Raw genomic sequence first — 21,921 nt, 5'->3', positions numbered from 1 at the left:
TTCGGGTGTTCCGGGTCGTTGCGTATGAGCGCCGGAGGCGCGCGGACCTGGTCCGCGCGGCTGTCAGCCGGACGCTGACGGCGTGTCGGCGGGGGACGGCGTGCCGGCCGGCGCGGGCTCGGGGGTCCGGCGCCGTTCCACCTCGCCGGCGAGCGAGCGGCGCACCACGCGGGTGCCCGCCCCGTACCCGATCCCCACGAGGGCCAGCACCAGCCAGAACAGGGTCAGCGCGCCGTGGCCGGCGGCCAGGTCGAAGCCGCCGCCGACGAAGCCGCCCACCATGCCGCCGACGCCCCAGGCCATGGTGGAGTAGCCCAGATAGAGGCCTGTACGGCCCTCGGTCGCGAGGCCCGCGACGACCGCGTCGACCACGCCGCAGAACAGTGACTCGCCGATCGAGGTGACGATGACGGCGGCGACGATCGGGCTGATCCCGTCCACCGAGCACAGCAGCCAGCCGCCGCCGAGCAGCACCCCGGACGCGATGAACATGTCGAGGCGGCCGATCGTGGAGCGCTTCTCGATCCGCGAGCCGAGCAGCCACACGGTCAGCATCACCACGACGGCGTTGCCCGCGGTGAGCGGGCCGACCAGGTCGGAGGACAGCTTCTGGTGGACGACGGTCAGCGGCAGCGCGACCCGGTACTGGGTGATGAGGAACCAGCCGCCGACCGCGAGCGAGCAGAAGATCATCAGCGGGCGGTCACGCAGCGCCTCGGCCATGGCGGCGGCCTTGATGGGCGCCGCGTTGGTGGCGTGCAGGCCGCGCAGCAGCACGGCGGAGGTCACGGCGAACGCCAGGTGCAGCGCGGCGGCGATCAGGAACCCGGCCTTCATCGCGCCACCGGCCATCAGCGCGGTGCCGATCAGCGGGCCGATCAGGGCGGCCCCGTTGATGGACACGTAGTAGCGGCTGAGGTTGGCCGCGACCCCGCCGGACTTGCTGGAGGCGAGGACACTGCGGGCGCCGTTGTTGTTGAGGGAGCCGCCGATGCCGAGCAGCGCGACGGCCGCGCCCCAGACGACGACGCTGCCGCCCGCCACGGTGAACACGACGTACGCGCCCGCCTCGACGGCGAGACCCAGGGTCAGGATCCGGGCGGCACCGAAGCGGTCGCTGACCCAGCCGGACGGGATGCCGAGCCCGCGCCGGGTGAATTCCATGACGGCGAAGAGCAGACCGGTCTGGAAACTGCTCAGCCCCTCGTCCTTCGTCAGGTGCACCGCGAGGAACGGCACGACCATGAAGAAGCCGATGTTGGTGGTGAAGCGGCCGAGGATGACGACGTACGCAGGACCCCGGCCCGTGACGAAACGGCCGGTCCGCGCCTTCGGGGTCTGCTCCGCGTCCGCTCCGGAGTTCCCGGCGAGGGTCACCCCGTCTCCTTTCTCGGGGGTCACCGTGCCACCTCTGTGTCGGTGTGTATGACGATCCGGGCGGCGGCGGCCTCGGCCGCGTCGGCGGCGGCCTTGGGGTCGGGGCCCGCGGCGACGACATGCCCGGCCCGGTTCCAGGAGTCGCCGAGCGAGGACAACTCGTCCCCCACTCTGGGTAGTTCACCGATACGGATCACACCCTCCATGGCCAGGGCGTCGGGAAGGCCCGTCACCTCGGTGACCCGGCCCGGCCGGGGGGTGAGGTAGCGGATCGAGGCGCCGCCCGCTCGGCCCGCACCGGGCCCCGGCAGTACGCCGTGGGCGAGGGCGAGGACCGATCCCTGGAGCATGTCGATGCCGGTGACGTGGTGGACCAGCTCCCAGATCTGGTCGCCGCCCTGCCGGGCGTTGATCTCGACGACGGTGGCACGCTCGCCGTCCTCGGCGAGCATCACCTCGGTGTGGCAGGGGCCCCAGGCGTAGCCGACGGCGTTCAGGGCGTTCAGCGCCGCGTCGACGATCGTCCGGTACGGGGCGGCCGGCAGGATCGCGGGCAGGTCGTGGCCGGTCTCCACGAAGTGCGGGCCGCCCGAGGTGTGCTTGCGGGTGACCGCGAGGACCTGGTGGCGCCCGGCGGCCGACAGCGACTCGACGCTGAACTCCTGGCCGGTGAGGAACTCCTCGGCCAGCACGGTGGACGCGGACTCGCCCTGCGGCCAGGCGAAACCGGTTCTGGCACCGCTGGTCCAGGCCCACGCCTCGGCCAGCTCCTCTTCCGTACGCGCGAGATGCACGCCCGTTCCGCCGTTGCCGTCGACCGGCTTGAGGATCACGCCGGTCGGGCAGCGGCGGAGCAGCGCGCGGGCCTCGTCCACGGTGGCGCACACCTGGTGGGCGACCGTGCCGAGGCCGTGGTCCCGCAGATGCCCGCGCATGGCGGCCTTGTCCTGGGTCAGGGCGAGCGTGGTGGGCGAGTTGCCGCGCGCGCCCAGTGCCTCGGCCACCACGCTCGCCGGGCGCAGGGAGAGTTCGGTGAGCCCGAGCACCGCGTCCACGGGGCGCCGGGCGTGCACCTCGCGGGCGACGGTGAGCAGCGCGTGCGGGTCGGTGAAGTCGGCGTCGACCACCGCGAGGGCGAGCGACTCCTCCAACGCCCGGTCCCCGCCCGGGCGGTGGACCACGGTGAGGGCGACCGGCAGGCCGACGAACTTGCCGAGGATGTCGTGGCGCGGGCAGATGAGCAGAAGGTGGGGCACACGGGCCCCGTAGTGCCGGCCTTGCATGTCAGGCGGTCCCCCCGGTGCCGGCCGCGTCCTGCGCGGCCGCGTTCCACGCTCGTTCCAGCTCGCGGATGCGGGCCGAGTCCTTCTCGATGGCGTCCCAGTCGTCGGCGCCCTGGATGACCCAGCCCAGGCTGGTGGTCACGTCGTTGGTGAGCGGCATGTCCCGGCCCTCGGGCGGGATCGACATGGAGAACGTGGTGGGCAGGTCGGCGATCGCCTGAAGGATCTCCATGTTCCGCACGGGGCCGGCCTGGTCCGAGCAGAGCCAGAGCGTACGGACCTCTTTGACGAGCTCGAAGGACGGCGCGAACTCCCCGTCGAGGACGTGCCGTACGGTGCGCTCGATCTGGTTGTCGCCGGTGGCGAGGGAACCGGAGATCATCATGCAGCTGCCCGAGTAGCGGGCGGCCAGCTCCACCAGGCGGGGCCCGTCCGCCGTCATGATCGCTTCGGCGTGGGTGGAGCCGTTGCGGATGCCGACGGCGTCGGCGGCGCGCATCACGTAGGGGGCGAGGGCCGCCACGTCGGGGTGGTCGGGGGCCAGGAAGTCGGCGACGTCGTAGATGCCGATGCGGGGGCCCCGGTCGTGCTTGGCGTAGACACAGGTGTCGACCAGACCGTGCCGCCCGTCCACCGAGTACAGGTCGACGATGTATTCGGGCCCCTCCAGGAACTCCTGCACGATGACGGTGTCGTTGCGGAGTTCGAACCCGTTGACCTGGCCGAGGATGTGGGTGAAGTGGCCGAGCCACTCGCCGCCGGCCGGCACGAAGTGCACGTTGTCGGTCCCGGCGCTGTGCGGCGGCTTCAGGATGAGCGGCCGGCCGGTGAGCCCGTTGGCCTCGATCCAGGCGGCGGCCTCGGCGGGGTCGGCGGTCGACAGGGTGAGCGGCCCGGAAACTCCGGCACGCTCCAGGGCGAGTGCCATCTCGCCTTTGTGACGTTGGCACTTGGCGCTGCCGGGTACGTTCTGGAACTGTGGCATGAGACGTTCGACGAGTCGGGCGGCGAATTCCACGCCGCTCTCGTTGCCGGTGACGATGCCCACCGGGTCGTATGATTCGACGAGTTTCACCATGGCCTCGAAGTCGCCGTCGTAATAGTGCACGGCCTCGAAGTCTTCGGGGTACCAGATGTTCTTCTTGACGAATTTCGCCAGAGGCTGTGGGGTGCTCATGACGGTGACCGGCAGCACGTCCCGGGCCCGGAAGGCGCTGGCGAAGCCCCGGTCGTCGCCGTCCCTGATGTGGTAGCCGTCTACGACGATCACGTGCCGCCGCCCAGTGGACTTCATGACTCAACTCTGCTGGCCAAAGCACCCACGGCGACAGTGGCGGAACTGACACGCAACCACGATTTACTGCCAGTCGGCGCTCCGTGGCGGGTGGGACACCGGCCTGCTGCCGGGGCGCGCACCGGGGTGTTGGTCCACTCACTTCCGAAATGCGCCAGTAGTAGTGATTGAGCCGTTTCTGTCATAGGGCAAGGGACCTATGGCGGGACCCAGGACGACTGGCTACTGTGGCCCTCGCCCGGTCGAAAATATGAGTGAAGGCGGCGTCGATTCGCCGAGTCGGCCGAGACGTCTGGGTGCGCGTCGCCGTTCGCCATGGCATTTTCTCGGCCGGATTTCCAAAGTCAAGCCAATGAAGGCGGGGACGGACTGTGGAATCGCTCGGGTGGGGCGGAGAAGTGCCGGAGCATGAACGAATAGTCAGCTGGCAGGCTCCACCGCTGAAATTCGGAGTCGGCGCCACCCGGGAAATCGGCCATGAACTGCGCAGGGCCGGTATCGCGTCGGTGCTGCTGGTGACCGATCCCGTCCTGGCCGGTCTCGGCCTGCCGGCCCGCGTCGCCAAGCAGATCGAGCAGGAGGGGATCTCGGTCACGGTGTTCGACCGGGCCCGGGTGGAACCCACCGACGAGAGCTGCGCCGAGGCGGCCCGTGAACTGGAAGCCCTACAGGTGGACGGTTACGTCGGTCTCGGCGGCGGCAGCTCGATCGACACCGCCAAGATGCTGAACCTGCTGCTCAGTTACCCCGGCCGCCCGGTGCGTGACTACCTGAACGCGCCGATCGGCGCCGGAGCCCCGATTCCCGGCCCGCTCAAGCCCCTGGTGGCGGTGCCCACCACGGCCGGCAGCGGCAGCGAGTGCACCGCCATGGTCGCCCTCGGGGTCACGGGCCTGAACGTGAAGACGGGCATCAGTGACCTGCGGCTGATGCCCTCCCTGGCGCTCGTCGACCCGGCGAACACCCTGACGCTGCCCCCGGCGGTCACCGCCTCCTCGGGGTACGACGTCCTGACGCACGCCTGTGAGTCGTACACGGCCCGCGCCTACGACCGGCGCCCCCCGTACCCCACGCCCGGGGACCGGCCGTTGTACATCGGCGCCAATCCGATCAGCGACGTGTGGGCGCAGCAGGCTCTGGAGCTGGTCGGCCGCTACCTCAGGCGTGCCGTGCTCAACTCCGCCGATCTGGAGGCCCGTACCGGAATGAGCCGGGCGGCGAGCTTCGCGGGGATGGGGTTCGGCAATGCCGGAACCCACATTCCGCACGCCTGCGCCTATCCCATAGCCGGGATGGTGCGTGACTACCGGCCGGACGGGTACGAGGTCGACCACGCGATGGTGCCGCACGGGGCGGCGGTCGTCTCCACCGCGGCGGCGGCCTTCGAGTTCACGTACCCGACGTCCCCCGAACGTCATCTGCGTGCCGCCGAGTTGCTCGGCGCGAATCTCAACGGCGTGACCGAGGCGAACGGTTCGGACGTGCTTCCGGCCACGCTGCTGAGCATCGTGGCGGACACCGGGGGGCCCACCGGGCTGCGGGACTTCGGCTACTCCACGAAGGATCTGCCCGAACTCGTCGAAGGCGCGCTCAAACAGCGGCGGCTGCTGGTCTGCTGCCCGCGTGACGTCGCCTCCCGCGATCTCGGGAGAGTGATCGCCGGTTCGATGACCTCCTGACACCGAAGCAGCGCGCCCCCCACGCCAAGGAGCTGGATGCACCCGTGAGTGATGCGTCAATACCGGAGTACACGGCCGTCATCGCGGGGAAGCAGGTTCCCACGGCGCGGTGGATCGACGTCCTCGATCCCTCGGTCGCCCGCCCCGTCGCCCGTGTCGCCCGCTGTGGCCCGGCCGAGGTCCGGGCGGCCGTGGAGGCGGCCCGCCACACCTACGAGACGGTGTGGCGGTTCGCCACACCGGTGGAGCGCTCCCGTGTCTGCCATCGCGTCGCCGAGGTCCTGCGCGCCCGCCGCGAGGAGCTCGCCGCTCTGGAGACGCTCGACACCGGCAAGCCGATCGGCCAGTCGCTGGTCGACGCCGATGTCGCCGCCCGGTACTTCGACTTCTATGGCAACGCTGTCGAGGCGCTCGGCGGCGAAACGATCCAGCAGCAGCCGGGCCGGCTGGCCTTCACCCTGCGCGAGCCCTATGGCGTGTGCGGGCACATCATTCCCTGGAACTACCCGCTGCAGATCGCGGCCAGAACCCTGGCACCCGCCCTCGCGGCCGGAAACTGCTGTGTCCTCAAGCCGGCCGAGGACGCGCCGTTGACCTCGCTCCGGCTGGCGGACATCGTTGAGGAAGCGGGACTCCCGACGGGGGCCCTGAACATCGTGCCGGGCTACGGAGCGGAAGCGGGCGCCGCACTCGCCGCGCATCCCGACCTGGACCGCCTGGCCTTCACCGGTTCGCGGGAGGTCGGCGAAGCCGTGATGACAGCGGCGGCGCGCACCATCGTGCCGGTCACCCTGGAGCTCGGCGGGAAGTCGCCGCACCTCGTGCTCCCCGACTACGACGCCGCCCGCGCGGTGCCGCAGATCGTGGAGTCGATCACCGAGCACGCGGGGCAGAACTGCTCGGCCGGCAGCCGGCTGCTCGTCCACCGGTCCGTCCACGACGAACTGGTGGACGCGCTCGTCGAACGGTTCCGCGCCCTGACCATCGGGCCGGGGGCGAGCGATCCCGACATGGGACCGCTCATCTCCGCGAAACAGCGCGACAGGGTGCTCGGCTACCTGGCCGAGGGCCGGCGGGACGCCGTGGTCCGCGTGGGCGGCGGAGTCCCCGAAGGGGAGACGTACGGCGAGGGTTTCTATGTGGAGCCCACCATCCTCGATCAGGTCACCCCGGAACACCGGGTGTTCAACGAGGAGATATTCGGTCCTGTCCTGTGCGTATCGGTCTTCGACTCGCTGGAAGAAGCGGTCGGACTCGCGGAACACACCACGTACGGACTGGCGGCCGGAGTGTGGACGTCCGACGTGACCACCGCCCACTGGCTCGCCCAGCGGCTCCGGGTGGGGCAGGTGTTCGTGAACAACTACAGCGCGGCCGGGGGAGTCGAGCTGCCGTTCGGCGGCTACCGGCGCTCGGGAATCGGAGTGGAGAAGGGGCTGGAGGCGCTGCGCGAATACACGCGGTGCAAGACGGTGGCGATCCACGCGGAGCTTCCTTCCTGACCCGTTGCGTCGATTTTCCCGCAAGCCCTCGGCCCTACGGAGAAGTGCGGTTCGGTCAATTCACATCGGTGGAGGGAGTTCATCTGATGTCGCCTGTTGTGCGCGGGTCGGTCGAGGAGCTGAGGGGTCGCCAGTGCTGCGAAGTCTGCGGGGCGCCGACGCAGCCCGTGACGGCCTTGGCCGAAGGCGTCGCCAAGGTGCACAAGGCCTTGGGCGAGGCGCAGGACGCCCTGGAGGCACAGGAGCAGTTGATCGAGGACTTACGGGCCGACGGCCGCAGGACGGCCGTCGCCGACCCGCAGCCCTCCGAGGAGGCGCTCGCGACACGGGAGGCCCTCTCCCTGCTGACCGCCCGTGAACGGCAAATTCTGGTGCTCATCGCCCAGGGGAATTCGAATCGGCGCGTGGCCAAGGCACTTGGCATATCCGAGAAGACGGTGAAGAACCATTTGTCCGCGGTCTTCATGAAGGTCGGTGCGTCCGATCGAACGCAAGCCGTCGTAATGGGCATCCGCAGCGGGATCGTATCCATTGGCGGGCCCGTCAATGGTGTGTCTCCGCCCATGAGCGCGAGTGAGTGAATCACCACCGCTTCAGGGTCCATGCCGTGAGTATGAGGGCTGATTCGGCCATGGGACAGCGGAGGGACTGTCAGAACACCGTGTATTACTGCCACATTGGAACACATGCTGAAGAACGTAGCCGCGGTCCTGCTCGACAACGTCCATCCCTTCGAGCTGGGTGTCGTATGTGAGGTATTCGGGATCGACCGCCGGGAGGAGGGACTGCCCGCGTACGACTTCGCTCTCGTCGCCGCGGAATCCCCGTCGGTCCGGGCGGTGCCGGGGTTCACCATCAGCACGCCCTACGGACTCGACCGGCTGGAGGAGGCCGATCTCATCGCCATCCCGGTGGGGGACGACTTCCACACCCGGGACTTTCCGCCCGCTCTTCTGGAGGCCCTGCGCCAGGCGGTCGCCCGGGGGGCCAGGGTGGTCAGCGTCTGTGTCGGCGCCTTCGTCCTGGGTGCCGCGGGGCTGCTCGACGGACGGCGTTGCACCACCCACTGGCGGTACGCCGACGCACTCGCCGAGCGCTATCCCAAGGCCCAGGTCGAACCGGGCGTGCTCTACGTCGACGAGGACCCGATCCTCACCTCGGCCGGCACCTCCGCGGGGATCGACGCCTGCCTCCACCTGGTGCGCAAGCTCCAGGGCAGCGACGTCGCCAACGCCATCGCCCGGCGCATGGTGGTCCCCCCGCACCGGGAGGGCGGCCAGGCCCAGTACATCGAACGGCCGGTTGCGCAGTACGGGGAGGACGGTGTGCGCGAGGTGCTGACCTGGGCCGAGCGACACCTGGACCAGGAGATCAGCGTCGAGCAGCTGTCGGCGCGGGCCTGCATGTCGCCGCGCACCTTCGCCCGCCGTTTCCGGGCGGAGACGGGGACCACCCCCTACCGGTGGCTGCTGGCCCAGCGGGTGCTCAGTGCCCAGCGGCTGCTGGAGAACACCGACGAGACGATGGAGGCGGTGGCGGCCCGAACGGGATTCGCCAACGCGGCCGCCCTGCGGTACCAGTTCGTGCACTTCCTCAACACCACGCCCAACGCGTACCGGCGTGCCTTCCGCGGCCGGTTACCCGACACGACCACGCACTGAGCCCCCGCGCGGGGCGACAGGAGGACGGGAATGCTGCGCATCGCGGTAGTGGGCGCCACCGGAGCGGTGGGCCGGGAGTGCCTGGCCCTGCTCGACGGCGGGATCGTGCCCGTGGAACAGGTGGTGCCCGTGGGATCGGCGCGCAGCGTCGGCCGGGACCTGGGCACCGAACTGGCGCTGTCCCTCCCCATGGCGGACCTGGTCACCCTGGACGAACTGGACACCCGAGGTCTGGATGTCGCCATTTTCTCCGCGGGCGCGGAGGTGAGCGGCCGGGAGGCGGAGCGGCTGGCCTCGGCCGGGGTACTGGTCGTCGACAACAGTTCCGCCTTCCGGACGCGGCCGGACGTCCCGCTCGTGGTCCCCCAGGTCAACCCCGGCGCCCTCGACGGCCGGCCCGCGTCCAACCTGGTGGCCAACCCCAACTGCTCGACCATCCAGCTCGTGCGCGCCCTGCACCCGGTGCACGAACTCGCGGGCCTGGAGAGCGTCGTGGTGGCGACCTACCAGGCGGCGTCGGGCGGCGGAGTGCGCGGTCTGCGGGAACTGGCGGAGGGCTCGAGGGACATCCTGGACGACCCCCGTGCCGAGGGCGCCCCCGGCGGGCGCTTCGGGCAGCCGCTGTCCTTCAACCTGGTCCCCGAGATAGGGCTGCAGGACGAGACCGGGTTCACGCACGAGGAACGCAAACTCGTCCGCGAACCGCGCAGGATCCTCGGTCTGCCGGACCTGAAGGTGAGCGCCACCGCGGTACGGGTCCCGGTCTTCGACTGCCACTCCGAGGCGGCGCACCTGCGGCTGCGCGAGCCGGTCACGACCGCGTCCGTCGAGGAGGCCCTGGCCGCGACGCCCGGCCTGCGGGTCTACCGACGGCCGCAGAGCCCCTCGTACCCGATGCCCCGTACGGTCTTCGCCCGGCCCGAGGACCGGGCCCTGGTCCACGTCGGCCGCATCCGCGTCGAGCCGGAGGACGACCGGGCGGTGGCGCTCTGGGTGGTCGCCGACAACCTGTGGGTGGGGGCCGCGCTGAACGCGTTGCAGATCGTGGAACTCGCCGCGAAGAACGGGTGGCTGGGATGACGAGCCGTCCCGCGCCGGAGCGCCGTCCGCTGGTGCTGAAGTTCGGCGGCTCCGCCTTCGCCGACCTCGACGGCTACCACCGGGTGGCCCGGTACGCGGTGCGCCGCAGTACCGAGGACGGGCGCCCGCTGGTCGTCGTGGTGAGCGCGATGTCCGGTACGACGGGCAGACTCCAGCAGACCCTGGACGCGCTGGCCGCCGACCCGCCCGCGGACGCCGCCGCGATGCTCCTGACCGCCGGCGAGACGGTGAGCGTCGCCCTGCTCGCGGCCGCGCTCGACGCCGCGGGTGTGCCCGCGTGCCCGCTGTCGGCGGCGGCCACCGGGCTCCTGGCCGAGGGGCCCGGCGACCGGGCGGAACTGGTCTCGGCCGGACCAGAGGCGCTGTCCGAGGCCCTGGCCGACCGCCCGATCGCGGTCGTCCCCGGCGGGCAGGCCGTCGACGCGGCCGGGCGGACCGTCATGCTGGGCCGCAACAGCTCGGATCTCTCGGCGGTGGCGACGGCCGCGACGCTGGGCGCCGAGACGTGCGAGCTCTTCTCCGACGTGCCCGGTGTGTGCACCGCCGACCCCTACCTGGTGCCGGAGGCGCGCACCCTCCCCCGGATCAGCTACGAGGGAGTGCGCCGGATGTCCCGGCACGGCGCCAAGGTCGTCCACGAGGGCGCCGTGGACTGGGCGGAGCGCGCGGGGGTGCGGCTGCTGTGCCGTCCCTTTCCCTGGAGCGAGGGCCCGGACGGCGGGACCGCCGTCGGGACGGGACCGGAGGCGGCCGCGGTCGTCGTCCACAAGGACAGCGACATCTGGTGCTTGCGGTCCGGCCGGGAACGCCGGGCGGTGGGGGGACGGCTGAGGGCCGAGGGTCTGATGGTCACCGAGTTCGACACCGGGAGCGAGGCGTGTCTGGCGGTGCCGGCCGGAGCGCGGGGCGCGGCCCCGCACCTGCGGACCGCCCGCCGCCTCGGCGACCTGTGCCTGGTCACCACGCTGCGGGCGGACGGCCGGGCCGAACACACCCTGGTGCCGCGCTCCGACGCCGCGGCCGAGGCCCGCCGACTCCACGGACTGCTGTACCCCGCCCCCGCGGCCACCCCGGGACCGGCCGTCCCCCCGCCGGCCAAGGCCCGTTCCCCGCACAGCGACGTCCTGGTCGGCACGGGCCCGGCGCCCGCACCCGAGAACAAGCGGCCGGACTGACCGGGGTGGGGCGGGGCGAGGCGGGGCGGGGCCGACCGGGCGACCGGTCAGGCCCTCTTCCTCAGCACTCGATGATGTTGACCGCCAGCCCGCCCCGGGCCGTCTCCTTGTACTTGACGCTCATGTCGGCGCCGGTCTCCTTCATGGTCTTGATGACCTTGTCGAGGGAGACCATGTGGGAGCCGTCGCCGCGCATGGCCATCCGGGCCGCCGTCACGGCCTTCACCGCGGCCATGCCGTTGCGCTCGATGCAGGGGATCTGGACCAGGCCGCCGACCGGGTCGCAGGTCAGGCCGAGGTTGTGCTCCATGCCGATCTCGGCGGCGTTCTCGACCTGTTCGGGGCTGCCGCCGAGCACCTCGGCGAGCGCGCCGGCCGCCATCGAGCAGGCCGAGCCGACCTCGCCCTGGCAGCCGACCTCGGCGCCCGAGATGGAGGCGTTCTCCTTGAAGAGCATGCCGATCGCTCCGGCGGCGAGCAGGAACCGTACGACGCCCTCCTCGTCGGCGCCCGGCACGAAGTTGATGTAGTAGTGCAGCACCGCCGGGATGATGCCCGCCGCGCCGTTGGTGGGGGCGGTGACCACCCGGCCGCCCGCCGCGTTCTCCTCGTTGACCGCCATCGCGTAGAGGGTGATCCACTCCATGGCGTGGGCCAGCGGATCGCCCTCGGCGCGCAGCTGGCGGGCCGAGGGCGCGGCGCGGCGGCGGACCCTGAGGCCGCCCGGCAGGATGCCCTCGCGGGCCATGCCGCGCGAGACGCAGGCCTGCATGACGCGCCAGATGCCGATGAGTCCCTCGCGGATCTCCTCCTCGGTGCGCCAGGCCCGCTCGTTCTCCAGCATCAGGGCGGAGATCGACAGGCCGGTCTCCTTCGTGAGCCGCAGCAGCTCGTCGCCCGTGCGGAACGGGTACTTCAGGATCGTGTCGTCGAGCTTGATGCGGTCCTCGCCGACCGCGTCGTCGTCGACCACGAAGCCGCCGCCCACCGAGTAGTACGTCTTCTCCAGGACGAGCTCGCCCGAGGCGTCGTACGCGAAGATCGTCATGCCGTTCGCGTGGTACGGCAGGGCCTTGCGGCGGTGCAGGACCAGATCGTCGTCGAAGGAGAAGTCGATCTCGTGCTCGCCGAGCAGGTTGATCCGGCCCGAGGACTTGATCTGCTCGACCCGCTCGTCGGCGCCCTCCACGTCCACGGTCCGGGGCGAGGAGCCCTCCAGACCGAGCAGCACCGCCTTGGGGGTGCCGTGGCCGTGGCCGGTCGCGCCCAGGGAGCCGTACAGCTCGGCGCGTATCGCCGTGACGGGGGCGAGCAGCTCTTCGTTGCGCAGCCGCCGGGCGAACATGCGGGCGGCGCGCATCGGGCCCACCGTGTGGGAGCTGGACGGGCCGATGCCGATCGAGAACAGGTCGAAGACCGAGATGGCCACGGGAACTCCTTGGTGGTTTCGCCGGACGCCGTTGTCCGGCGGAGGTGGTGCGGGACCGCATGGAACGGGGCACCGCGCTCTTCCAGTGTGCGCGGTGCCCCGGATGTCCGTACGAAAGGAACCGTACGGGTGAATACAACGTATGACAGAAAGCCTACGGAACTACTTCAGGCCGGGGTACAACGGGTGCTTGTCGGCCAGAGCGGACACGCGGACCTTCAGGTCCTCCGCGTCGTAGGACGGCTTCAGCGCCTCGGCGATGATGTCCGCGACCTCGGTGAAGTCCTCGGCCGTGAAGCCGCGGGTGGCGAGGGCGGGCGTGCCGATGCGCAGGCCCGAGGTGACCATCGGCGGGCGGGGGTCGTTCGGGATGGCGTTGCGGTTGACCGTGATGCCGACCTCGTGGAGGCGGTCCTCGGCCTGCCGGCCGTCCAGCTCGGAGTCGCGCAGGTCGACCAGGACCAGGTGCACGTCCGTGCCCCCGGACAGGACGTCCACGCCGACGGCCTTCACGTCGGCCTGGACCAGACGCTCGGCCAGGATGCGCGCGCCGTCCAGCGTGCGCTGCTGGCGCTCCTTGAAGTCGTCCGAGGCGGCGACCTTGAAGGAGACGGCCTTGGCGGCGATCACATGCTCCAGCGGACCGCCCTGGAAGCCCGGGAAGACCGAGGAGTTCAGCTTCTTCGCGAAGCCCTGCTTCGCCAGGATGATCCCGCCGCGCGGGCCGCCGAGCGTCTTGTGGGTGGTGGAGGTGACCACGTCCGCGAACGGAACCGGGTTCGGGTGCAGACCCGCCGCGACCAGACCGGCGAAGTGCGCCATGTCGACCCACAGAAGGGCCTCGACCTCGTCCGCGATCCGGCGGAACGCGGCGAAGTCCAGCTGCCGCGGGTACGCCGACCAGCCCGCGATGATCACCTTCGGGCGGTGCTCCTTGGCGAGCCGCTCGACCTCGGCCATGTCGACCAGGCCGGCCTCGTCCACGTGGTACGCGACCACGTTGAACTGCTTGCCGGAGAAGTTCAGCCGCATTCCGTGGGTCAGGTGGCCGCCGTGGGCCAGGTCCAGGCCGAGGATGGTGTCGCCGGGCTGGGCCATCGCGAACAGCGCGGCCTGGTTGGCGGAGGCACCCGAGTGGGGCTGCACGTTGGCGTACTCGGCGCCGAAGAGCGCCTTCACCCGGTCGATGGCGATCTGCTCGGCCACGTCGACGTGCTCGCAGCCGCCGTAGTAGCGACGGCCCGGGTAACCCTCGGCGTACTTGTTGGTCAGGACCGAGCCCTGGGCCTCCATGACCGCGACCGGAGCGAAGTTCTCCGAGGCGATCATCTCCAGGGTGGACTGCTGGCGGTGCAGCTCGGCGTCGACGGCGGCCGCGACGTCCGGGTCCAGCTCGTGAAGGGGGGTGTTCAGAAGCGACATGCGGTGACTCCTCAGCCGGCGGTGAAGGCGGTGTACTCGTCGGCGGACATCAGGTCCTCGGGCTCGCCCGCGACGCGCACCTTGAACAGCCAGCCGCCCTCGAAGGGCGCGGAGTTCACGAGCGACGGGTCGTCCACGACGTCCTGGTTGGCCTCGACGACCTCGCCGTCGACGGGGGAGTACAGGTCGCTGACCGACTTGGTCGACTCCAGCTCGCCACAGGACTCGCCCGCGGTCACCGTGTCACCGACCGCCGGGAACTGGGCGTAGACGACATCGCCGAGCGCGTTGGCCGCGTACTCGGTGATGCCGACCGTCGCGACGCCGTCCTCGGCGACGGACAGCCACTCGTGCTCCTTGCTGTAGCGCAGCTTCTGGGGGTTGCTCATGACCTGAATTCTCCTGTACGCGTGGGAGTGCTGATGGAGGGAAGCGTGGGTGACCCGGGCGGATGTGCCCAGGGTCACGTCCGGAGCCCGACGGGATCGCCCGTCAGCGCCGGAGCCCGACGGGGATCCGTGTCATGTCCGGCCCGTGCGGACCGGTGTCACGTCCGGCCCGTGCGGACCAGTGTCACTTCCGGCGCTTGTAGAACGGCAGCGCCACGACCTCGTACGGTTCGTGGCTGCCCCGGATGTCCACACCGACACCGGCGGTGCCCGGCGCGGCGTGCGCGGCGTCGACGTACGCCATGGCGATCGGCTTGCCCAGCGTGGGGGACGGGGCGCCGGAGGTGATCTCGCCGATCACCTGGCCGCCGACGACGACCGAGTACCCGGCGCGCGGCACGCGACGCCCCTCGGCGATCAGGCCGACGAGGACCCGCGGCGGCTCGGAAGCGGCACGCTCGGCGGCTTCGGTCAGCGCCGCGCGCCCCACGAAGTCGCCGTCCTTCTCGAACTTCACGACCCGGCCGAGACCGGCGTCGAAGGGGGTCAGCGAGGTGGTCAGCTCGTGCCCGTACAGCGGCATGCCGGCCTCCAGGCGCAGCGTGTCGCGGCACGACAGACCGCAGGGGACAAGACCGGCGGGGGTGCCCGCGTCGGTCAGCGCCTGCCACACCTTCTCGGCGTCGGCGGGGGCGACGAACAGCTCGAAGCCGTCCTCGCCGGTGTAGCCGGTGCGGGCGATCAGGGCCGGAACGCCGGCCACCGTGCCCGGCAGGCCCGCGTAGTACTTCAGGCCGTCCAGGTCCGCGTCGGTGACCGCCTTGAGGATGCCGGAGGACTCGGGCCCCTGTACGGCGATCAACGCGTACGCGTCACGGTCGTCGCGCACCACGGCGTCGAAACCGGCGGCGCGCCCGGTCAGCGCGTCCAGCACCACCTGGGCGTTGGAGGCGTTCGCGACGACCATGTAGTGAGAGGAACCGGCTTCGTGCTCGGCCAGGCGGTAGACGATCAGGTCGTCCAGGATGCCGCCGTCCTCCTGGCAGATCATGGTGTAGCGGGCGCGGCCCACGCCGACGGTGGCGATGTTGCCGACCAGCGCGTGGTTCAGGAGAGCCGCGGCCTCGGGGCCGGTGACGGTGATCTCGCCCATGTGGGAGAGGTCGAAGAGGCCGGCCTTCGTGCGGACGGCGAGGTGCTCGTCGCGCTCGGAGCCGTAGCGCAGGGGCATGTCCCAGCCTGCGAAGTCGGTCATCGTCGCGCCCAGCGAGCGATGCAGGGCATCGAGCGCGGTGTGACGGGGTGCGGTGCTGCTCATCGGTCTGGCTCCCAAGGCATGACGGCGAGGTCGTTCCTCCCCATCTGTCATCGGAACCTGAGAGGTTCATCAGGACCCCGCGAAACGGTGGTCCTGATTTGCACCTTGGGTGGAGCCACCGGTGAGCGGCCCGCTTTTCAGATGTGCCTCGCCCGCGCGGTAACGGGGCCTGAGAGATTCAAGGGAGGGACTTGCTCCTTCGGCGCCCGGGTACACGTACCCAGGACTCTCCCGCGCGGATTCAAGCGGCCGGTATGCAGTTGGCGGGGCCATCATCGCACGTGCCGTCCGATCCCGGCAGACCGGCATCTGTAACCGGGCTGTGGCAGTCCGCGCATGAAAAGGGGAAGCGCCGGGCATTACCTTCTCTTTACAGTCGACGGGGATGGGACTCCACACCCAAGGGGAGGACGGTCACGGTGAACAGGACCACGGCGTACGCGACGACCTCGGGTCTCGCGCTGCCGGAGCAGCCCGGCGCACCGGCCCGGGAGGCGCGCGGCCCGCTGCCGGCGCCTGTCGTCCGGGACCTCCGCGACCGGGTCGGACACAGCCCGCACGGTCTCCGCTTCGGGGCGCGCGACCTCGTGGTGGTCACCGGACTGCCCGGCAGCGGAAAGTCGACGCTGATGCGGCGGGCCGTGCGGGGCGCGCGCGTCGACTCGCAGGACACCCGCGAGCGCTGGGACGGCCGGATGGCCCGCCTGGTGCCGTACGTCCTCTACCGCCCCCTCGTCCGCCTCGCGCACTACGCCGGCCTGCGCCGCGCGCTGCGGGGCGGCGGCGGACTCGTCGTGCACGACTGCGGTACGCAGGCCTGGGTGCGCCGCTGGCTCGCCCGCGAGGCCCGGCGCCGGGGCGGCGCGCTGCACCTGCTGCTGCTCGACGTCCCGCCGGGCACCGCGCGGGACGGGCAGCGCGAGCGCGGCCGGGGCGTCTCGCGCTACGCCTTCGCCCGCCATCGCGGCGCGGTCGCCCGGCTGCTGCGCTCCGCCGAGAGGGGAGACCTGCCCCCGGGGTGCGGCTCGGCGGTGCTGATCGACCGGGACGCGGCGGACGTCCTGCGCGGGATCGACTTCGGCCACTGACCGGTTGCGGTGGCCCACTAATCTTTCCAGCCGGAACAACGGTTCGAAGCGGGCGGTAGACAGATGGACTTTCCGGCACAGGCGCACCCCCATCCGCACGGCGGCTGGCCCGGCAACGAGCTGGAGGAGGTGTTGTCCTCCTCCCTCAGCATGCCCGCGGGGCCCTCGGCGGCCGCTCGTATCGTCGAGGCGCTCGGCCGCAGCTTCGTATGGGTGCCGCTGCCCAACGGCGGCGGCCCGCAGAGCGGTCCGCTCGATCTGCCCACGATGGACCTCGGGGGCCAGGTGTACGTCCCCGTCTTCAGCTCCGAGGAGCAGTTCCGCCAGGTCACCGGCGGCCACATGTCGTACACGATCGCGCCCGCCGTGGAGTTCGCCCGCGGCCTTCCGCCGCAGGTCGGCATCGCCGTCAACCCGGACGGTGTGGTCGGCGTACCGCTGCCGCCGATGGCCGTCGCCGAGCTGTGCCGGGCCGGGCGGACCCCGCTGGACGGGTCGGCCGGCGGTGGGCGGGTGCGGCTCTTCGAGCCCGACTGGCAGGACGATCCGATGGACTTCCTCGCCGCGGCCTCGGCCGAGTTCGCCGGGACCGGTGTGGTGTTGAGCGCCCGCCGCTGTCTGGCCAGCATCGAGGGCGACGATCCGGTCATGTTCATCGGCGTCGAACTCTCGCTCTGGGAGGGCGAGGCCCGCACCCTGCCCCTGGACGCCCTGGGCCGCGCCCTCGGCCGCGTCCCGATGAACATTCCGGTGAACCTGGTTCTCCTCGACGTGACGCAGGACCCGGTCGGCGACTGGATGCGAGCCCAGGTGCGCCCCTTCTACCAGTACGGTCACTGAACGGCGCCCGCCCCGAGGGCGCCCGGGAAACCGGGCGCCCGGCCCCGCGGGGCCCGCTGCTCCCCGCACGCGGCGGGCCACCGCTCTCGGCTGCTTCCCCCGGCGGAGCGCGAACGCCGCATAAGCTGGTTTCATGGCCTGGTCGAGGTGTTGACGCATGTTCGTAACCGGCGCCTCGGGCGTAAGGGATGAGTTCGTCGTGAATTGTTCGCGAAGGGGCGGTTGAGGGTGAGCGCGTCGGGCACGGCCGCGGCCGGGCAGGTCGAGCACATGCTGCGCCAGGTGACTCCCGGGCGTTACGACGCCTACGAGGCGCTCCTTCGCGCGCTCGCGACCCCGTCGTCCGGCCAGGTGTGGATGCTGCTCTGGCACGGCCAGGCCGGCTCCCCGGACGCCCAGTACGGGAACATGAGGGTGGACGGCTTCGGGTACGCGCCCTGCGTCACCTCGGCCCAGGAACTCTCGGCCAGTGGCTGGAACCGCTCGTACGAAGTCGTGGACGGGCTGGACGTCGCCCGCACCCTGTATCCCGACCAGTTCGGCCTCTGGCTCAATCCGCACGCCCCCGGCGGCGGTCTCGGCATCCCCTGGCTGGATCTGCGCCGGATCGCCACGGGCCTGGAGCGGCAGCCCGCAGGCCCGCTCCGGCTCTCCGAACCCGGCATCGAAATCCCGCAGTTCTACGCCCTGTTGACCCAGAACGCGCATCTGACCCCGGCCGTGCGCTCGCTGCGCCGGGCCTGGGTCCAGCCCGCGCTCGGGGCGCCGTATCTCGCCATCGGCCTTGACGTGTACGACACTTCACCGCCCGCGGTGGACTCGGTGCGGGCGATGATGCAGCAGTCCATCGGCGCGGTCCCGGACGGGCTGCCCGTCTCCACCGTCGCGATGTCGGACGAGTTCGACCCGGTGGCGATGTGGCTGCGCGCGAACGCCCGGCCGTTCTACGACCGAGAGGCGCACGCGGCTCCCGCGCAGGCGCCGATGGCGGGCGGCTACGGCTATCCGCCGGCCCGCGGCGGTTACTGAGGGCGTCCCGAATCCCGGACCTGTCGGATGCCAGTGCGAGTTCGGCTGGCATCATGACCCTGCACACGGCCTTCATATGTCGTGCGTCCCATGCTGCTGACCTGCGGGGAAGCGGACGTTTGTGCCTAATGTCCAATATTGGTGGCATTCAAGACCTAAAGAGCACTTCTGGGGTTCTTTAGTGTCAATTGGCAGTCGTCCGAATCCTGTTACCCACTGTTCGGATAACGGAATCCCTCAACAAGCATCACGGTTGCGCATAGTTTCTCCATGAGGCCTGGCACCCGATCGTGGCGGCACTGAAGACTCCCCCAACAGACACGGGGTCTTCGGTCCTGTGAGCGAGTGCAAGTCGAATCATCAGCCGGGCCATCGGGCCGCACCACCTGCGGTCAACCTCCCGGCGAGCAAGTGAACCAAGCCGCAGACAGCGGCAGGCGTAGGCCGGTCACCACCGGCGAGAGGGGTCGGGTCACTGTGACCGCACCGATCGAGACCACCGCGGCGGCAACGGAAGCGCAGCCGGAGGCTGTGCTTGCCGGAGCCGGCAAGGGGCAGATCGAGGGCCGTTCCCTGGGACAGATCGCCTGGACGCGCTTCAAGCGCGACAAGGTGGCGGTCGCCGGCGGTGTCATCGTCGTACTGCTCATCCTGATGGCGATCCTCGCCCGGCCCATCCAGTCGATGCTGGGCCTGGACCCGAACGCCTTCCACCAGGACCTGATCGACCCCAACACCTCGCTCCCCAAGGGCGGTTCGGGTGGCATGAGCGCGGACCACCCGCTCGGTGTCGACCCGAAGTTCGGGCGCGACATGGCCACCCGTGTCCTGGAGGGCTCCTGGGTGTCGCTGGTCGTCGCCTTCGGGGCCACCATCCTGTCGAACGTGATCGGCGCGATCCTGGGCGTCGTCGCGGGCTTCTACGGCGGGCGGGTCGACTCGATCATCAGCCGCCTGATGGACACCTTCCTCGCCTTCCCCCTCCTGCTCTTCGCGATCGCCATCTCCGCCACCCTGCAGGGCGGTGCGTTCGGCCTCGAAGGGCTCCCGCTCCACCTCAGCGTGCTGATCTTCGTGATCGGCTTCTTCAACTGGCCCTACCTGGGCCGGATCGTCCGAGGCCAGACGCTCGCCCTGCGTGAGCGGGAATTCGTGGACGCCTCCCGGGGCATGGGCGCCAGGGGCCCGTACATCGTCTTCCGGGAGCTGCTGCCCAACCTGGTCGGCCCGATCATCGTCTACTCGACGCTGCTCATCCCGACCAACATCCTCTTCGAGGCGTCCCTCAGCTTCCTCGGGGTCGGTATCCAGCCCCCGCAGGCGTCCTGGGGCGGCATGCTCAGGGAAGCGGTCACCTACTACCAGGTCGACCCGCAGTTCATGATCGTGCCCGGCCTCGCCATCTTCGTGACCGTCCTCGCCTTCAATCTGCTCGGCGACGGTCTCCGCGACGCTCTCGACCCGCGCAGCCGCTGATGCCTGACGGACACCGAGAGATCACCAAGTTTCCGACAATGGAGGGGAACCCGCCCATCATGCGAAGGTCAGCGCTGGCCGCTATAGCGGCCATCGGCTCCGCGAGTCTGCTCGTTGCAGGCTGCAGCAAGGCCGATGACAACAAGAACGACGGCACCGCCAAATCAGCTGGGGCCAACGCAGCCACACAGGGCGTCGTCAACGCCTCCGCGAAGAAGGGGGGCACGGTTACGTACGAGTACTCCGATGTCCCGGACTCCTTCGACCCGGGCAACACGTACTACGCGTACATGTACAACCTCAGCCGGCTGTACGCCCGCCCGCTGATGACGTTCCAGCCCGGCGCCGGTCAGAAGGGCAACACCCTTGTCCCGGACCTCGCGGCCGGCAAGGGCGTCCCGAGCGACGGCGGCAAGACCTGGACGTACAAGCTGCGTACGGGCCTGAAGTACCAGGACGGCACGCCGATCACGTCCAAGGACGTCAAGTACGCGGTCGAGCGCTCCAACTTCGCGCGTGACGTGCTCTCCCTCGGCCCGAACTACTTCCAGCAGTTCCTCGTGGGCGGCGACAAGTACAAGGGTCCCTACAAGGACAAGAGCGGCAAGGGCCTCGACTCGATCGCGACCCCTGACGACACGACGGTCGTCTTCCACCTGAAGACCGCCTTCCAGGAGTTCGACTACCTGGTCGCCTCGCCGCAGACGGCGCCGGTCCCGCAGGCCAAGGACAACGGCGTCGACTACGTCAAGAACATCGTGTCCTCGGGCTCGTACAAGTTCCAGAGCTACTCCGACGGCAAGCAGGCCGTCCTCGTGCGCAACGAGAACTGGGACGCGAAGACGGACCCGCTGCGCAAGCAGTACCCGGACAAGATCGTCGTCAACCTGAAGGTCAACGCCGAGACGATCGACAAGGACGTCCTCGCGGGCGACGCGATCGACCTCGGTGGTGCCGGTGTCCAGGCCGCGACCCAGGCACAGGTGCTCACCGACGCCGCGAAGAAGGCCAACACCGACAACACCTACGGTGGCCGTCTCGTCTACATGGCGATCAACAGCAAGGTGAAGCCGTTCGACAACGTCGCGTGCCGCAAGGCCGTGCAGTTCGCGATCGACAAGGTCTCGGTGCAGACCGCCGAGGGCGGCCCGATCCGTGGCGACATCGCCTCCACGGTTCTCCCGCCGGACATCCCGGGCTACGCCAAGTCGGACGTCTACGCCTCCGCCGGCAACAAGGGTGACGCGGCCAAGGCCAAGGACCAGCTCAAGGCCTGTGGCAAGTCGACCATCAGCACCAACATCACGGCGCGCAGCGACCGCCCGCAGGAGATCGACGCGGCCACCGCGATCATCGCCTCGCTGAAGAAGGCCGGCATCAACGCCACCCTGAAGCAGTACCCGTCGGGCAAGTACTTCACCGACTACGCGGGTGTCCCGAAGTTCACCGAGAAGCAGAACATCGGCCTGATCATGATGCAGTGGGGTGCCGACTGGCCCTCCGGCTACGGCTTCCTGCAGCAGATCCTGAACGGCTCCGCGATCGGCGCGTCGGGTAACACCAACCTGTCGCAGTACGACAACAAGGACGTCAACTCCCTTCTTGAGAAGGCCATCGGTACGCAGGACGACGCCGCGCGCAACGCCCTGTACACCGAGATCGACAAGAAGACCATGGACGACGCCGTCCTCGTGCCGCTGACCTACTTCAAGGTTCTGCTGGCCCGCCCGCAGTACGCGACCAACCTGGTCTCCACGGCGGCCTTCAGCGGTCAGTACGACTACCTCAACATCGGCACCACGAAGAAGTAGCAGCCCCGGAAGGCAGGTGAAGGCATTGGTGCCCGCGGGCTTAGCGG

Annotated in this window: 18 protein-coding genes and 2 riboswitches; of the genes, 11 read left to right on the top strand and 7 right to left on the bottom strand. The window is 70.3% G+C overall.

Annotated elements, in window-relative coordinates:
• Positions 1 to 63: 63 nt before the first annotated feature.
• The 3 genes from ACZ6KY_RS28060 to ACZ6KY_RS28050 are packed head-to-tail and all read right to left on the bottom strand — an operon-like array spanning position 64 to position 3,954.
• Positions 64 to 1,401, bottom strand: a complete 1,338-nt coding sequence (locus ACZ6KY_RS28060) for an MFS transporter (RefSeq protein WP_469313046.1) — start codon at positions 1,399 to 1,401, stop codon at positions 64 to 66.
• On the bottom strand, positions 1,398 to 2,633 hold the full coding sequence (locus ACZ6KY_RS28055) for an ATP-grasp domain-containing protein (RefSeq protein ID WP_469313045.1): 1,236 nt from the start codon (positions 2,631 to 2,633) through the stop codon (positions 1,398 to 1,400). Before ACZ6KY_RS28055 ends, ACZ6KY_RS28060 begins: the two co-directional genes overlap by 4 nt.
• Positions 2,634 to 2,661: 28 nt before the next feature.
• Complete coding sequence (locus ACZ6KY_RS28050) at positions 2,662 to 3,954, bottom strand: ATP-grasp domain-containing protein (protein WP_469313044.1); 1,293 nt, start codon at positions 3,952 to 3,954, stop codon at positions 2,662 to 2,664.
• Positions 3,955 to 4,352: 398 nt separating this feature from the next.
• Here ACZ6KY_RS28050 and ACZ6KY_RS28045 point away from each other — a divergent pair, with 398 nt between their 5' ends.
• The 6 genes from ACZ6KY_RS28045 (at position 4,353) to ACZ6KY_RS28020 (ending at position 11,072) form a co-directional block, all read left to right on the top strand.
• On the top strand, positions 4,353 to 5,633 hold the full coding sequence (locus ACZ6KY_RS28045; RefSeq protein ID WP_469313043.1) for a hydroxyacid-oxoacid transhydrogenase: 1,281 nt from the start codon (positions 4,353 to 4,355) through the stop codon (positions 5,631 to 5,633).
• 44 nt (positions 5,634 to 5,677) lie between these two features.
• Complete coding sequence (locus tag ACZ6KY_RS28040) at positions 5,678 to 7,135, top strand: aldehyde dehydrogenase family protein (protein WP_469313042.1); 1,458 nt, start codon at positions 5,678 to 5,680, stop codon at positions 7,133 to 7,135.
• An 86-nt stretch (positions 7,136 to 7,221) separates the two neighbouring features.
• Positions 7,222 to 7,716: a response regulator transcription factor gene (locus ACZ6KY_RS28035; protein WP_469313041.1), complete on the top strand. Its 495-nt coding sequence runs from the start codon at positions 7,222 to 7,224 to the stop codon at positions 7,714 to 7,716.
• A gap of 105 nt (positions 7,717 to 7,821) precedes the next feature.
• Positions 7,822 to 8,796 carry a GlxA family transcriptional regulator gene (locus tag ACZ6KY_RS28030; protein WP_467760797.1) on the top strand — a complete coding sequence of 325 codons (975 nt, stop codon included), beginning with the start codon at positions 7,822 to 7,824 and terminating at the stop codon, positions 8,794 to 8,796.
• Between the two features lie 30 nt (positions 8,797 to 8,826).
• Complete coding sequence (locus ACZ6KY_RS28025) at positions 8,827 to 9,876, top strand: aspartate-semialdehyde dehydrogenase (protein WP_469313040.1); 1,050 nt, start codon at positions 8,827 to 8,829, stop codon at positions 9,874 to 9,876.
• Positions 9,873 to 11,072, top strand: a complete 1,200-nt coding sequence (locus ACZ6KY_RS28020; protein ID WP_469313039.1) for an amino acid kinase family protein — start codon at positions 9,873 to 9,875, stop codon at positions 11,070 to 11,072. The genes ACZ6KY_RS28025 and ACZ6KY_RS28020 overlap by 4 nt, the downstream gene beginning before the upstream one ends.
• A gap of 61 nt (positions 11,073 to 11,133) precedes the next feature.
• Here the strand turns inward: ACZ6KY_RS28020 and ACZ6KY_RS28015 are convergent, their stop codons facing one another.
• From ACZ6KY_RS28015 to gcvT, 4 genes are all read right to left on the bottom strand, one after another.
• Positions 11,134 to 12,501, bottom strand: a complete 1,368-nt coding sequence (locus tag ACZ6KY_RS28015; RefSeq protein ID WP_469313038.1) for an L-serine ammonia-lyase — start codon at positions 12,499 to 12,501, stop codon at positions 11,134 to 11,136.
• A 162-nt stretch (positions 12,502 to 12,663) separates the two neighbouring features.
• The gene (gene glyA / locus ACZ6KY_RS28010) at positions 12,664 to 13,923 is read right to left on the bottom strand and encodes a serine hydroxymethyltransferase (RefSeq protein ID WP_469313037.1); all 1,260 of its coding nucleotides are present in this window, start codon (positions 13,921 to 13,923) and stop codon (positions 12,664 to 12,666) included.
• 11 nt (positions 13,924 to 13,934) lie between these two features.
• Complete coding sequence (gcvH, locus tag ACZ6KY_RS28005) at positions 13,935 to 14,312, bottom strand: glycine cleavage system protein GcvH (RefSeq protein ID WP_469313036.1); 378 nt, start codon at positions 14,310 to 14,312, stop codon at positions 13,935 to 13,937.
• Between the two features lie 184 nt (positions 14,313 to 14,496).
• Positions 14,497 to 15,630: a glycine cleavage system aminomethyltransferase GcvT gene (gene gcvT / locus ACZ6KY_RS28000; protein WP_469313035.1), complete on the bottom strand. Its 1,134-nt coding sequence runs from the start codon at positions 15,628 to 15,630 to the stop codon at positions 14,497 to 14,499.
• A 34-nt stretch (positions 15,631 to 15,664) separates the two neighbouring features.
• Positions 15,665 to 15,777: riboswitch (glycine riboswitch) on the bottom strand.
• Positions 15,778 to 15,874: riboswitch (glycine riboswitch) on the bottom strand.
• 175 nt (positions 15,875 to 16,049) lie between these two features.
• Here gcvT and ACZ6KY_RS27995 point away from each other — a divergent pair.
• The 5 genes from ACZ6KY_RS27995 to ACZ6KY_RS27975 all read left to right on the top strand — a co-directional run bounded on the left by ACZ6KY_RS27995 (position 16,050) and on the right by ACZ6KY_RS27975 (position 21,874).
• Positions 16,050 to 16,718, top strand: coding sequence for an AAA family ATPase (locus ACZ6KY_RS27995; protein WP_469313034.1), 669 nt, complete (start codon positions 16,050 to 16,052; stop codon positions 16,716 to 16,718).
• Between the two features lie 63 nt (positions 16,719 to 16,781).
• Positions 16,782 to 17,558: an enhanced serine sensitivity protein SseB gene (locus tag ACZ6KY_RS27990; RefSeq protein ID WP_469313033.1), complete on the top strand. Its 777-nt coding sequence runs from the start codon at positions 16,782 to 16,784 to the stop codon at positions 17,556 to 17,558.
• Positions 17,559 to 17,786: 228 nt separating this feature from the next.
• The gene (locus ACZ6KY_RS27985; RefSeq protein ID WP_469313032.1) at positions 17,787 to 18,587 is read left to right on the top strand and encodes an enhanced serine sensitivity protein SseB C-terminal domain-containing protein; all 801 of its coding nucleotides are present in this window, start codon (positions 17,787 to 17,789) and stop codon (positions 18,585 to 18,587) included.
• Between the two features lie 477 nt (positions 18,588 to 19,064).
• Complete coding sequence (locus ACZ6KY_RS27980) at positions 19,065 to 20,063, top strand: ABC transporter permease (RefSeq protein ID WP_469313031.1); 999 nt, start codon at positions 19,065 to 19,067, stop codon at positions 20,061 to 20,063.
• Positions 20,064 to 20,122: 59 nt separating this feature from the next.
• Entirely contained in the window at positions 20,123 to 21,874 is a 1,752-nt protein-coding gene (locus ACZ6KY_RS27975) for an ABC transporter substrate-binding protein (RefSeq protein ID WP_469313030.1), read from the top strand.
• Positions 21,875 to 21,921 lie beyond the last annotated feature (47 nt).

The sequence above is a fragment of the Streptomyces sp. NPDC042002 genome (assembly GCF_055588305.1).
This window is presented reverse-complemented; position numbering and strand designations above follow the sequence as displayed.

Excerpts from the sequence above, each read along its gene's own strand:
- ACZ6KY_RS28050 (WP_469313044.1), bottom strand. The coding sequence starts at position 3,954 with ATGAAGTCCACTGGGCGGCGGCACGTGATCGTCGTAGACGGCTACCAC.
- ACZ6KY_RS28035 (WP_469313041.1), top strand. The coding sequence starts at position 7,222 with ATGTCGCCTGTTGTGCGCGGGTCGGTCGAGGAGCTGAGGGGTCGCCAG.
- ACZ6KY_RS28030 (WP_467760797.1), top strand. The coding sequence starts at position 7,822 with ATGCTGAAGAACGTAGCCGCGGTCCTGCTCGACAACGTCCATCCCTTC.
- ACZ6KY_RS28025 (WP_469313040.1), top strand. The coding sequence starts at position 8,827 with ATGCTGCGCATCGCGGTAGTGGGCGCCACCGGAGCGGTGGGCCGGGAG.
- ACZ6KY_RS28020 (WP_469313039.1), top strand. The coding sequence starts at position 9,873 with ATGACGAGCCGTCCCGCGCCGGAGCGCCGTCCGCTGGTGCTGAAGTTC.
- glyA (WP_469313037.1), bottom strand. The coding sequence starts at position 13,923 with ATGTCGCTTCTGAACACCCCCCTTCACGAGCTGGACCCGGACGTCGCG.
- gcvH (WP_469313036.1), bottom strand. The coding sequence starts at position 14,312 with ATGAGCAACCCCCAGAAGCTGCGCTACAGCAAGGAGCACGAGTGGCTG.
- gcvT (WP_469313035.1), bottom strand. The coding sequence starts at position 15,630 with ATGAGCAGCACCGCACCCCGTCACACCGCGCTCGATGCCCTGCATCGC.
- ACZ6KY_RS27990 (WP_469313033.1), top strand. The coding sequence starts at position 16,782 with ATGGACTTTCCGGCACAGGCGCACCCCCATCCGCACGGCGGCTGGCCC.
- ACZ6KY_RS27975 (WP_469313030.1), top strand. The coding sequence starts at position 20,123 with ATGCGAAGGTCAGCGCTGGCCGCTATAGCGGCCATCGGCTCCGCGAGT.